The 11,843-nt window shown below is 54.3% G+C and carries 16 protein-coding genes; 10 read left to right on the top strand and 6 right to left on the bottom strand.

Annotation, left to right across the window (positions count from 1 at the left end; genetic code table 11):
* Positions 1 to 302 precede the first annotated feature (302 nt).
* The 4 genes from EJP87_RS17535 to EJP87_RS00395 all read left to right on the top strand — a co-directional run bounded on the left by EJP87_RS17535 (position 303) and on the right by EJP87_RS00395 (position 3,062).
* A complete protein-coding gene (locus tag EJP87_RS17535; protein ID WP_193771019.1) occupies positions 303 to 449 on the top strand; it encodes a hypothetical protein in 147 nt (48 codons plus the stop codon).
* Positions 446 to 1,189: a zinc ABC transporter ATP-binding protein AztA gene (gene aztA / locus EJP87_RS00405; RefSeq protein WP_130469888.1), complete on the top strand. Its 744-nt coding sequence runs from the start codon at positions 446 to 448 to the stop codon at positions 1,187 to 1,189. Before EJP87_RS17535 ends, aztA begins: the two co-directional genes overlap by 4 nt.
* Positions 1,186 to 2,061, top strand: coding sequence for a metal ABC transporter permease (locus EJP87_RS00400; protein ID WP_130469887.1), 876 nt, complete (start codon positions 1,186 to 1,188; stop codon positions 2,059 to 2,061). The genes aztA and EJP87_RS00400 overlap by 4 nt, the downstream gene beginning before the upstream one ends.
* A gap of 416 nt (positions 2,062 to 2,477) precedes the next feature.
* A complete protein-coding gene (locus EJP87_RS00395; RefSeq protein WP_193771018.1) occupies positions 2,478 to 3,062 on the top strand; it encodes a tetratricopeptide repeat protein in 585 nt (194 codons plus the stop codon).
* Between the two features lie 19 nt (positions 3,063 to 3,081).
* On the opposite strand, the gene EJP87_RS00390 is transcribed toward EJP87_RS00395, so the two are convergent.
* Both EJP87_RS00390 and EJP87_RS00385 read right to left on the bottom strand, forming a co-directional pair.
* Positions 3,082 to 4,437, bottom strand: a complete 1,356-nt coding sequence (locus tag EJP87_RS00390; RefSeq protein ID WP_130469885.1) for a sensor histidine kinase — start codon at positions 4,435 to 4,437, stop codon at positions 3,082 to 3,084.
* On the bottom strand, positions 4,434 to 5,099 hold the full coding sequence (locus EJP87_RS00385; protein WP_130469884.1) for a response regulator transcription factor: 666 nt from the start codon (positions 5,097 to 5,099) through the stop codon (positions 4,434 to 4,436). Before EJP87_RS00385 ends, EJP87_RS00390 begins: the two co-directional genes overlap by 4 nt.
* 140 nt (positions 5,100 to 5,239) lie before the next feature.
* On the opposite strand from EJP87_RS00385, the gene EJP87_RS00380 reads away from it, so the two are divergent.
* From EJP87_RS00380 to EJP87_RS00360, 5 genes are all read left to right on the top strand, one after another.
* Entirely contained in the window at positions 5,240 to 5,863 is a 624-nt protein-coding gene (locus EJP87_RS00380; RefSeq protein WP_130469883.1) for a cytochrome b/b6 domain-containing protein, read from the top strand.
* Positions 5,864 to 5,869: 6 nt separating this feature from the next.
* Complete coding sequence (locus tag EJP87_RS00375; RefSeq protein ID WP_227657382.1) at positions 5,870 to 6,277, top strand: DUF1924 domain-containing protein; 408 nt, start codon at positions 5,870 to 5,872, stop codon at positions 6,275 to 6,277.
* 14 nt (positions 6,278 to 6,291) lie between these two features.
* Positions 6,292 to 6,825 (top strand): diheme cytochrome c, encoded by a 534-nt coding sequence (locus EJP87_RS00370; RefSeq protein WP_193771017.1) that lies wholly within the window; start codon positions 6,292 to 6,294, stop codon positions 6,823 to 6,825.
* Positions 6,826 to 6,872: 47 nt separating this feature from the next.
* The gene (locus EJP87_RS00365) at positions 6,873 to 7,235 is read left to right on the top strand and encodes a PepSY domain-containing protein (RefSeq protein ID WP_130469881.1); all 363 of its coding nucleotides are present in this window, start codon (positions 6,873 to 6,875) and stop codon (positions 7,233 to 7,235) included.
* A gap of 62 nt (positions 7,236 to 7,297) precedes the next feature.
* The gene (locus tag EJP87_RS00360; protein WP_130469880.1) at positions 7,298 to 8,527 is read left to right on the top strand and encodes a cation diffusion facilitator family transporter; all 1,230 of its coding nucleotides are present in this window, start codon (positions 7,298 to 7,300) and stop codon (positions 8,525 to 8,527) included.
* Between the two features lie 112 nt (positions 8,528 to 8,639).
* Here EJP87_RS00360 and EJP87_RS00355 read toward each other — a convergent pair whose 3' ends face one another.
* The 4 genes from EJP87_RS00355 to EJP87_RS00340 form a co-directional block, all read right to left on the bottom strand.
* A complete protein-coding gene (locus EJP87_RS00355) occupies positions 8,640 to 9,140 on the bottom strand; it encodes a hypothetical protein (protein WP_130469879.1) in 501 nt (166 codons plus the stop codon).
* Positions 9,137 to 9,451, bottom strand: coding sequence for a hypothetical protein (locus tag EJP87_RS00350; protein ID WP_130469878.1), 315 nt, complete (start codon positions 9,449 to 9,451; stop codon positions 9,137 to 9,139). Before EJP87_RS00350 ends, EJP87_RS00355 begins: the two co-directional genes overlap by 4 nt.
* A gap of 3 nt (positions 9,452 to 9,454) precedes the next feature.
* Positions 9,455 to 10,054, bottom strand: coding sequence for a sigma-70 family RNA polymerase sigma factor (locus EJP87_RS00345; RefSeq protein WP_130469877.1), 600 nt, complete (start codon positions 10,052 to 10,054; stop codon positions 9,455 to 9,457).
* 82 nt (positions 10,055 to 10,136) lie between these two features.
* Positions 10,137 to 10,514, bottom strand: coding sequence for an EF-hand domain-containing protein (locus EJP87_RS00340; RefSeq protein WP_193771016.1), 378 nt, complete (start codon positions 10,512 to 10,514; stop codon positions 10,137 to 10,139).
* A 269-nt stretch (positions 10,515 to 10,783) separates the two neighbouring features.
* On the opposite strand from EJP87_RS00340, the gene EJP87_RS00335 reads away from it, so the two are divergent.
* The gene (locus tag EJP87_RS00335) at positions 10,784 to 11,749 is read left to right on the top strand and encodes an ankyrin repeat domain-containing protein (RefSeq protein WP_193771015.1); all 966 of its coding nucleotides are present in this window, start codon (positions 10,784 to 10,786) and stop codon (positions 11,747 to 11,749) included.
* The last annotated feature ends 94 nt before the right edge of the window (positions 11,750 to 11,843 follow it).

Below are 11,843 nucleotides of genomic sequence, written 5' to 3'. Positions count from 1 at the left end.
CCGGGTCCAGGGATGGAATCCCTGGGATTTTGCTTGTAATCTTTTGCCTTTGGCGCGCTTTACACACGAAGCCGACGTGCCTTTTGCGTCGGCGCAGCGCGCCTAATGGAAGCAAGCTGTGCGGATTGGCGCGCATTTCTGCGCCAATCCGCACAGCATCACCATGGGGGTAGAGCTGGCGAGCCAGTACGAACCTGAATAGTTACAAAAATAAATTGGTTGTGATATAGCGGTTGCCCGATTGCATTCATGACGCTGTAATGTGTTGGTACTGTTTTTTCGTGTCAGGAGATTTCTCCCCCATGTCCCCGGCTGCCCAGGATGCCGCACCCTTTCCCAAATCACCCTTTGCGTGGGGATTATCCCAGCGCTTGGCGGTGGTCACGGCTTTGCTTGCTCTGTTATGGCTGGTGGTGGCCTGGGCTCTGGATTGGTTGGCTGGTTTATGAACAGCGCCATTGCCTGTCGCAACCTGACCCTGGGCTATGATCGTCATCCGGCTGTGCACCATCTCAGCGGCTCTTTTGCCTTGGGTTCACTGACCGCTATCACCGGTCCAAACGGGGCGGGCAAAAGTACACTCTTGAAGGGTATTCTGGGGCTGCTGCCGCCCCTGGGCGGGACAATCAAGATTGCCGACTCCCTGCAAGGCACAATCTCCTATTTGCCGCAACAGACCGATCTGGAAGCCGATTTTCCAATCTCGGTATGGGATGCGGTGACCATGGGTCACTGGCGACGGGTTGGAGCCTGGCGCTCTTTAGGCAGAGAGAGCCATTTGCAAACCCAAGAAGCCTTGCGGCGTGTTGGACTGCAGGGTTTTGAACGGCGCAGCGTGGGCAGCTTGAGCGGTGGACAACGGCAACGGGTGCTCTTTGCCCGCCTGTTGGTGGAGGATGCGGCGCTGATTCTTTTGGATGAGCCTTTTGCCGCTATCGACCAACGCACGGTCAACGATTTGCTGGCGATTGTGCAGGCTTGGCATGCACAGGGGCGAACGGTGTTGGCGGTATTGCATGATCTGGAACAGATCCGTCACCATTTTCCCCAGTGCCTCTATCTGGTTCGTCATGCTTTGGCCTGGGGGGAGACCGATAAGGTGTTGACGCCGGAGCTGGTTGCCCATGGGCGGGTGATGAGTGAATCATGGGATGAGTCGGCCCCCTACTGCTTTGTGGAGTCCTCATGACCCTGTATGAATTTTTTATCGACCCGTTCGCCCAATTTGCCTTCATGCGTCGCGCTTTGGCAGCCTGTTTGGCCTTGTCTCTGGCCTGTGGTCCTGTCGGTATTTTTTTGCTGTTACGGCGGATGAGTCTGATGGGGGATGCCCTGTCGCACGCTCTGTTGCCTGGTGTGGCGGTGGGCTTTTTAATCGCCGGCTTTTCTCTGCCAGCCATGACCATTGGTGGCTTTATCGCCGGTTTGGGGGTGGTTTTGTTGGCTGGGACAGCCGCTCGCTTTACCCTGTTGCGTGAGGATGCCAGCTTTGCCGCCCTGCAATTGATCTCCATGGCCTTGGGCGTCTTGATCGTCTCGACCAAGGGTGGCAATGTCAATCTGATGCACATATTGTTTGGCTCGGTATTGGCGGTGGATGATCAGGCATTGCTGATAACCGCAGCCATTGCCTCTCTCTCTTTGCTGTTGCTGGTTTTTATCTATCGCCCTTTGATCATCGACAGCTTTGATCCGGGGTATCTGCAGCGCAGTGGCAGCTCTGGCATGCGTTGGCAACTGCTGTTTTTGGCCACTGTGGCCATGGATCTGGTGGCAGGGTTTCAGGCGATGGGGGCGATGATGGCGGTTGGGATCATGATGTTGCCGGCTATTGCTGCCCGCTTTTGGGCCAAAGAGATCTGGAGTTTGATGGCGACCAGCATAGTGTTGGCACTCGGTTCCGGGGTGTTTGGTCTATTGTTTTCTTTTCATTATCGTTTACCTTCCGGGCCAGCGATTATTCTTACTGCAGGCATGCTGCATCTTTTTTCTATGATGTTTGCACCGTTGGGTATCGTGCGCAGTCGTCTGCTCCGTCATGGTCGTCATCGCAAAGGGTAAAGGCAATGGTCAGGGCAAGCGCATTTGCCAATTTCCTCACTGTTGCCACAAGCGAAACTGTGCATGTCGGGCCTCCGCCCTCCCAAAGAGTGCCCCTGCGGGGCACAGATTGTCGCGGCGTGCGCGAATGCTTGCGCATTCGCTTCTGGTGCAACGCCGCTACATGCAGGACTCTGTCCTGCACCTGCCAGGAGGAGATAATCTCCTCCTGGACCTCCATAATAATTTTCTGCTTTGCAAATGCGCTTGCCCTGAGGCAATGGTCTCTTGCTATTGCAAGGCGATGCTCTCTCTGCTACTGTCCACTGTTGTGATAATTTTGGACCCGGTTGTAGCACGGATCAACTGGTCAGACAATCTTTGGACCCGGTTGTGGTACGGACCGGGTTGTCAGGTCAATCATGCGGATATGTGATGTGAAGAGCGCTGAAGAATTTGTCACTCTCTCTGCCCATTGGGGCACACTGTTTTCTGCCGATCTGCATGCCCATTTCAGACCGGTACCTGAGGAGATCAGCCAATTTTTGGCCACCGAGTTGCCTGCCTCTCCTGCCGCAACCTCTGCTCCAGTCGTTGCTGCAGCCTCTGAGGAGAGTGCTCCGGCCGCAGAAGAGGATGCTGCCCAGGATGAGTTGAAGCGCTTGCGGGCGGCGGCAGCAGCGGGACAACCCAAGGCACAGCACTATTTGGCGGCTCTCTATTCGACTGGAACGGGTGGTGTGGAGTTGAACTGGCCTGCGGCTATTGAGCTGTATCACAAGGCGGCGGATCAAGGATTGTCCATCTCCCAGAATAATTTGGGTTTTCTCTATGCCACTGGTCAAGGGGTGCAGGCGGATCCGCTGCAAGCCTACATGTGGTTTCAGTTGGCCTTTCGTGGAGGCTATCAAGAGGCGGGCCCCAATCTGGATGTATTGGCCCAACATTTGACTGCGGCGCAACGCCAGCAGGCGGAAGAGATGGCCTGGGAGCGTTTGCGCAGAGCGGCGACTGCGCAATAAAATGTTTTTCTGTAGGGGGTTATTCTGTAGAGGAGAGGTAGCGTTCCTCCAACTGAATGGTAACCTGCAGGCCACCCAGCTCTTGAGAAACCCCCACCTGTAAAATACCTTTATATACCAGGACGATCTCTTGCACCAAAGCCAGGCCGATACCATGGCCAGGTGTAGAGGGGTCAAAACGGATCCCCCGGTTGAGAATCTGTTCATACTGTTCGGCGGAACAACCGGGTCCATCATCTTCAATGCAAATCAGCAACCCGTTCTGTCGTATCAATCTGCAGAGCACTCTTGTTGATGCCCATTTGCAGGCATTATCGAGCAGATTGCCGATCATTTCCAAGGCATCTTCCCGGTCCATATGCACAAAAAGATGGTCTGCGCTTTGTAGTTGGATGTCGATGTGGCGTTGTCGATACATCTGCCGCAGCAGCCCAACCAAAGAGTGGACTTCCATCGGCAGGTCCAGCCAGGTGGTTGAGCTGGTGCTGCCAGCAAACCGGGCTCGTTTGAGTACCCGATCGGTCCAGGCGCGAATCGCTTCGATCTGTTGTTGCAACTGTTGGCGCAGTTGTGGATGGTGGTCCAGCTCACTGCTGGCCAGCCACTGCATCATGATGGCCAAAGGGGTCTTGATGGCGTGTGCCAGATTGCTGCCGACTTCGCGAAAGCGGCGCAGACGCTGTTCCAGAGTGGAGAGCAGCAGGTTGATCTCGCTGACAAACGGTAAAATTTCTATCGGTACGGAGTGGGTGGAAAGGGCAGGAAGCTCCCCCTGCTCCAAAAGGCGGATCTCTTCCTTGGCTTGGGTGAGTGGGGCCAAAGCCCGTTTGACCATCTCCCGCTGCAGCAGCAGGAGCAGCATCAGGGTGAGCAGGGCAATCAGACCATACCAGAGGCGGGTGGTTGCCAGCAGGCTTTGTTGGTCGCGGATCTCTTCGGCAACCAGAATGGTGATGGCAAAGCCCTGGCGGCTGAGATGGCGGGTAAAGGTCAGCAACGGCTCTTGGCGTGGTCCGCTGAGGGTCAATACCTGCTCTTGTCCCTCAAGGAAGGGGGGCAAGGGCAGGTCGGTATCCCACAGAGAGCGGGAGCGAAAAGAGTTTTCATTGATGCGGATATGAAAATAGTGTCCCGACCAGGGGCGCAGATAGATGGGATCGAGATGCCCTGTAGCGAGATAGGGTTGGGCAACGCCCTGTTTGTGCAAGCGGATGGCGGTAAGCAGGGCATCCACATCATGTTGCAGGCGGGAGACGATATAGTCGGTATAAATTTGTTGGCTGGCCATGCTCAACAACAGCCAGAGCCCAAAAAAGAGGGGCAAGAGGAGGATGATTGATCCCATGGCCAAGCGGCGTTGCAGGGAGGGGTTCACACTTTGCTCCGAAAAAGATAGCCTTGACCTCGCCGGGTTTCGATCCGTTCCTGGCCCAACAATTGGCGCAGACGTTTGACGTAGACCTCGATGACATTGCTCTCTTTGTCGGCATCATATTCATAGACATGCTCAGTCAGACGACTTTTTGAGAGCGGTTTATCCGGGTGGTGCATGAAATAGCGCAGCAGGCGGAATTCGGTACCGGTTAAATTTTTTTCTTCGCCAGAGGGGAGGATCAGCGATTGGCGCTCCTCGTTCAAGAGCACGCCATCGATCTGGATGGCCTGTTGCGGTCGATCCTGGCTGCGGCGGATCAAGGCGTTGAGGCGGGCCAGCAACTCTTCAACATGGAATGGTTTGCCCAAATAGTCATCGGCTCCCGCTTTGAAGCCATCGACCCGTTCATGCCAGGCATCCCAGGCGGTGAGGATCAGGACGGGGACATTGTTGTTTTTTTTGCGCCAATTTTTCAATACTTCCAGGCCAGGTTGACCAGGCAAACCCAGATCAAGAATGATGGCATCATAGGGCTCTTCATCGCCCAGATATTCGGCTTCGTTGCCATCGGCACAGCAATCAACGGCAAAGCCGGCACGAGCGAGGTTATGTTGCAGGGTGTCGGCGAGGGTGTGATCATCTTCGACCAGAAGCAGACGCACAAAAACTCTCCCTGAAAAAAAATAATATACAGCTCCCGATTTTCAGATTCAGTTCATCTTGCTCTGACATACTCCTGCTCCATAAGTAACGCAGAGGGGATATTTCCCCTGCTGCTGGATTCTGGAAAAGGAGAGAGAGAATGTATTATGACCGGTTTACCCGTGTGTTGCACCTGACTATTGCCGTTGGGGGTGTTGTGCAGTTGCTCAGTTCACTGCTGATGACGCATCCCAAGCCTGGCCGAGCCGGAGATGCTCTTTATGCCATGCACGATGCGGGGGGGCAAGTGCTGTTGGCATTGTTGATGATCCATTGGTTGTGGTCATTGCTGCGGCAAGGGGAGGTCAAGCTGCTGCAATTATGGCCATGGTTTACCCCGTCGCAGATTCCCGGCATTGTGGCCGATGCGCGCCAGATGCTCAGCCATTTTTGGCAACGAAAAATACCGGAGGGGGGGCGTTTTAGTCCTTTGGCAGCGGCTGTGCAGGGAGTGGGGTTGATGCTGGCCACACTTTTGGGGGGGAGCGGACTGCTGTTGTCAAATGCGGCAGCGGAGGGTGTGGCCATGGTGGGTTGGCTGCATGATGTCAAAGAGGGGCATGAGCTGTTGGGAACTTTGATGTGGTTCTATTTGATTGTGCATGCCAGCATGGCGATGCTGCATCATTGGGCGGGTCATGACACAGTGCGGGCCATGTTGCGGATATGGGAAAAAGAGCAGGTCGCAACTGCCAACCATGAGCATGTGGCAGGCAAGGAGTGAGTGACAATGCAAGGTAGAAGCTGTTTTTTTTCATTAGCTTGGATGTTGTTGTTTGCTCTTTTTCTGGTTGAGGCGGAAGCGGCTGTGGTTGAGGAGTTGTTGAATCGCTATCAGGAGCAGGGGGCTGGGCCATTCAATGCACAACGGGGAGAGCGTTTGTACCGACAGCCTGGCACGGGGGATGAGGGGAGCCGTTGTGCAGAGTGTCATGCTGAGGATCCGCGCAAAGTGGGCAAACATGTTCGCACCGGCAAGGAGATTGCGCCACTCTCGCCGCAGGTCAATCCAGAGCGGTTACAGGATGCGGCCAAGGTGGAAAAATGGTTTTTGCGCAACTGCAAGGGGAGCCTGGGTCGAGAGTGCACTCCTCAGGAAAAGGGAGATTTTTTACGTTACTTGACAACGGCGCGCTGAGAGAGGATAGAACAATGCCTTATCGTTTGGGTTGGATGGGGGGAGTGGCTTTTCTGTTTATGGGGTGGTTGGTTTTTGCCTACTCTTCCGAGCATAAACAAGGAGATGGCAAGCGGGATGTGGCGCCGGTGGAGAATGCACTGTATCGGGCAGAGTGTGGATCCTGTCATCTTGCCTATCCCCCTGGCCTGTTACCCAGTCGCTCCTGGGAGAAGATTCTGTCAGGTCTGGAGGAGCATTTTGGCGAAAATGCCGAACTCTCTGGGGAGCTTCGGGTAGAGTTGGAGGATTATCTGCGCAAGCATGGGGCGGATCAATCCAGCTATCGGCGTTCGCAAAAGATAGCTGCTTCTATTCCGGCACAGCAGATGCCCCTGCGTATTTCCGAGACAGCCTATTTTCGTCATGAACATGGGGAGCATAGGCTGGTGAAGATTCCTGGATCGGGGGAGAAGATCTCTGTGAGTCGTTGTGAGCAGTGTCATCCGCGGGCAGAACAGGGATTTTTTGATGAGCATAAGCTGCGCATCTCTTCACGGAATCGCTAGTTGTGGTCGCAGGCGTGTCGAGCCAAAGATTGGTACAGGAGGGCAAGATGAGTGTAGCACTGTTGCGAGGTAAGAGATCTCTTTTGTCTGGAGTGCTTTTTGGCGGAGCATTGCTGGGATTTGATGTGTCGCTTGGGTCGCTTTGGGCAGACCGAGGGGAGCATGGCGATCATGATCGGGCCAGGCACCTGATGCGCAAGGGAGAGATTTTGCCTTTGGAACAGATTGTTTCTGGCTTGGCGCAGCATGGAAAAGGTCGTTTACTGGCAGTTGAGTTGCAGCAAAAGCAGGGTCAATGGATTTATGAAATCCAATATATGGATGAACAGGGACGTTTGCTGGAAGAGGGATATGACGCCCGCAGTGGGCGTTTGTTGTACAGCAAGGAGGAAGAGGGAGAGAAGGATTGAGTCTGAAGTGGTGTGTGCGCTGGAGATAAGGATCAATACAAAGACAAAGGGAAGGAAAGAGCATGTCAGGCATGGAGATCAGCAAAAAGGATGCACAGTATGCAGAGGCCAAACGGGTGACCCAGGTAGGTACCGGTGGAGATACCCTATTGACTTTTGGCAAATTGATCATTGGTTATTGGACCGGTTCAGCGGCACTGGTTGCGGAAGGCTTTCATTCCGGAGCAGATTTGTTGTTTGATTTGGTGGTTTTGGTCGGGATGAAAATTGCCCGCAAAAAACCCGACGAGGATCATCCCTATGGACATGGCAAGTTTGAGGGGTTGATCAGCCTGTTGTTGGCGGTGATTTTGTTGCTGGTGGCGGTAGGTGTGGTAGTGGATGCGGTACAGCGGATGAAAGAGGGCAATTTGCAAGCACCTGGCCAGTTGGCTTTTTGGGCGGCCTTGATCTCCATCGTGACCAAGGAGGCGCTCTTTCATTATACGGTGCGGGTGGGTCGCAAGCTGAAGTCCAATATTATCATGGCCAATGCCTGGCATCATCGGGCCGATTCCATCTCCTCGCTGGCGGCTTTGTTGGGTATTGGCGGGGCTTTGATGGGGTATCCGATTCTGGATCCGATTGCGGCAATTGCGGTAGCCTTTTTTGTCAGCAAAGTGGGTTTTGAAATTGGCCGTGATGCGGTGAAAGAGTTGACCGATGCCTCAGATGCTGTGGATGCCGAGATTCGCGAACAGATCAACCAATTGATTCATGAAATTCCTGAAGTATTGTCGGCCCATTTTGTTTCGCCTCGGCAGTTGGGGCCAGATATTATTGTGGATGTGCATGTGGAGGTGCCTTTGTCTCTGTCGGTGTCGGAGGGGCATCAAGTGGCAGAGTTGGTACGGCAAAATTTGTTAAAGCATGTGGAAGCCATTTCAGAGGTGGTGGTGCATGTCGATACGGAAGATGACATGGAGCAGAGTGTGCTGATTCATGCCGGGCGCAAAAAATTGCATGGCTGGGTGCGCAAAGAGCTGCTTGCTGGAGGTGCAGTGGTGGATTTGCAGCGCTTGCAGGCACACTATTCCCGTGAAGGAATCCATTTGGATCTCGTGTTGGTTGTGGATGCGCTGCGCAGTTGGGCAGAGATTCAAGAAGATAGCGAGCGGATTTGCCAATTATTGTTGGAATCCGAACACAATATAGCAGAGATTCGTGCGGCCGTGGCGCTTACGGAAAAACATCGTCCTGGTCTATTGGTTCGGGTAGCCGGTCACCGGCACGAAGCAAAAAAGAGTCACTAGGCGGTTATCGGCAGGAGGTAAAAGAGAGTCTCTAACCGGGCGATGACGCGGAGCAAAGTAGAGTAGAGTAGCCAGCCGAGCAACGGCATGGAGCAACAGGTGTCGGCAAAGATCAAGGAGGGCTGTCTGGGGTATGTCTGCCCATACCCCGGCCTCGCCCCATCCCCGGACGCATGCTCCAGTTGGCCAATTGGGCCCGTTCTGAGCTTGGCAGACGGGCGGCGCTAGTCAGCAAAAGTTGATGCCACTCCTCTTGGGCAGCGGTGGTTTGCCGACGCAAGTGCGCCAATGCCTGTTCCAGGCTTTGTGGATCCCAGGTGGCGTTTTGCAGAATCTGACGAATTTGTTGTTGGGCAGCATGCAGGTTGTGCATACGCTGGCGCAGTTGTTCCCGCTCTTGTTGGTGGAGCGTGTGCATCAGGGGAGAGTGTTGCCACCCTTGTTGGACTGTTTCTCCAGTTGTTGTTTCTCCAGTAGTTTGTTGTAAATTACCGGTTGCTGGTGGGAGCGCTGCCGGTTTGTTTGAGCCAAGCAGCAGGCCGGCCGCAAAGAGATTGCCTGCCAAAGAGAGCAATAACAGCAGAGGTAACACAGTTTCTCGTTGCCAATTCATGGTAGTTCCTCCTCATCACCAATGCCAAACAGTAAAAATGAGATCTCTTCCCCAGAAGCAAGCGGCATGGTGGAAGAGGGTGGGGGCTCATAGTGCCCCAGTGCCAAGCCCAGCATGGCTGAACAGGCTAACACGGCAGCAGGTTGCCAGAGCGAGCCGAAGGGCCAGCAGAGAAAGCGCATTGAGGGAGTGGATTTTTTTGTTAATGCGCTCAATTGTTTGCGCAACTTTCCTGAGGGTTGCTCTTCCGGCAGGGAAGCCAGCAAGTGCTCCAATGGATCTTCTTGCCAAGATGGTGATGAGGGTTGCATAGCTCAATCTCCGCGCAGATCGTGGTACAAGGGTGCGAGCATGGTACGCAATTGTTTGCGGCTGCGGGCCAGCAGAGAGGCGGTAGCCTCTTCACTCAGTTGCAGCACCTGAGCGGCTTCGCTGATGCGTAGTCCCAGGCGATTGACCAGGAGCACCACGCTGCGATTGCGTGCTGGCAAGCGATCCAGAGCCGACAGGAGCCACTGCTGACGCTCCTTTTCCTCAAGAATGGCCAGAGGAGAGTGTGTTGGCGGGGCCATAATCGAGTCATATTCCTGTTGTTCATCCAGAGTTTCTTCTTGCTGGCGCTGACGTTTGCGCAAGCGATCCATGGCCAGATTATGCGCCACGCGGTAGAGCCAGGTGGCGATGCGAGCCTGAGGTTGCCAGTGGGCTGCCTGTTGCCAGAGCCGGATAAAGCATTCCTGAGTCACATCTTCGGCCTCCTGATGATCGTGCAACAAGCGTTTGACCAACAACAGCACCTTGCCCAAATGGTGTTCGAGCAGAGTGTTCCAGGCGGTGTCATCCTGATGCGCCACCTGGTGCATCAGTTGGGCATCCGCCTGGTAGAGCTCGTGAGTGGTTATTGCTTCAGGCATGCAGGCTCCGGGTGAGGTTGAGGGTCAAAGCACCTCAAGCAAGGCGTGCTCTCTCCCTGGTTAGGGCAGAGAGAGCTGTTGTTTACCAACCTGGACCGCCCCAGCCACCACGCCAACCTCTTCCTGGAGCTTGACCACCAAGGCAACGAGGCTGGTTGTTGGCGCGCATGCGGCCCATTCCGGGAGGAGTGAAGGCCATAAACTCCTCTTTGGAAATCTGACCATCCTGATTGGTATCGCGATTGCCGAGCATAGGACAAGGAAGATTCGCTTGTCGGGCGCAGGACAGATTTGCCAACTCCTCGTTGTTGAGTTGACCATCCTGATTGCGGTCGAGGGCGGCAAAGTGTTGTGCCCGACGATCAAGCATGGTTTGTGCGGCGGTACTGCTTGGCCAGGAGAGCAGCAACAGACTGCCGACCATCAAGAGTGCTGTGGAAAGTCGCAAGGAAATAGGCATTTTTTTTCTCCAGAAAGGTAGAAGCGGAAGGGAATTATCACTTGCCAGTTGCATAATCCTCCTTTTGCTTACTTAAACGTGGTGCAGACACTTTCCGGTCGCAGAAAAAAATAATATTTGCGCTGTTGGCAGAAAAGATTTTCATTGCATTTTTTGCAAGGTTGGAAAATAATACAAGCATCCACTTTGCGATGGTAGATCGTTGGTGGCATGAACAATCAACACAATGCGTGGCAGCGCTTGCAGAAGCGTCAATGAGGAGAAAGCAGATGAACGGGATGAAAATAGGGTTAGCCCTAACCGTACTGGCCGCCGCAACGGCTATTGCGGATATCTCTGGGGGAGGGGGCTCATCGGCAGGAAAGGAGATGTCCGTTGCGGCAATGGACGGTGATGCGGTGCAAGTTGCCAAGTTGTTGGCCAATGGGGTCAGTGTAGAGGCCCATGGTCGGATGGCGATTTCGCCGTTGAGTTGGGCGGCGGAGAATGGTCATGTTCGGGTTGTTGAGCAGTTGCTACAGGCGGGAGCCGATGTGCATGCTCTTGATCCGGCAGGATTCACTCCTTTGCACTTGGCGGTGCAGTGGAACCATCGCGCAATTGTGGAGATGTTGTTAAGCCATGGAGCAGATGCGGATCGGCGGACGCAGGGTGGGCAAACCGCGCTGGCGTTGGCGGCCCGTTATGGATTGGCGGATATGGTAGCGATATTGTTGGCGCATGGTGTAGAGGTCAACACAGCGGATCGGGATGGCAATAGTCCGATTGTGCATGCGGCTCGTGTGGGAAGTGAGCCGATCATGACGGCACTATTGGCGGCTGGAGCCTCACCCAACGTGCAGAACAAGCAGGGATATAGTCCGTTGTTGTTGGCGGCGGAACAAGGACATGAATGGATAGTGAGCTCCTTGTTGGCCAATGGCGCCAAGCAGGATTATCGCCATAAATGCGGTTGCACGGCCATGTTGGCGGCGGCTGAAAAAGGCTACACAGGGATTGTGCGCATGTTGTTGGACCATGGAGCAGATGTCAATGCCGTCAACTATATGGGTATTTCGGCCCTGATGTTTGCTGCTCGTTACAATCATCTGGATACAGCGCATCTGCTGTTGGACAGAGGTATTCAGATCTCCCTGGTGGACAAGGATGGCCACACGGCGCGAGATTATCTGCGCAAACAGGGTCGGAGCAATGGTTTAAGGAAACTGTTGACCGATATGGATCATACCGGTTAAGCAGGCGACCGGACACCTTGCCCACAAGGGGCGTGATCGGAACATCGATCACGCCCCTTGGTTTTTTGGGGGTTAGAGATTGATTTGCCGACCA

The organism is Candidatus Magnetaquicoccus inordinatus (genome assembly GCF_004217665.1).
GTDB classification, from domain to species: Bacteria; Pseudomonadota; Magnetococcia; order Magnetococcales; family Magnetaquicoccaceae; genus Magnetaquicoccus; species Magnetaquicoccus inordinatus.
Note: the sequence above shows the minus strand (reverse complement) of the source record. Positions and strands in the feature narration are given on the sequence as shown.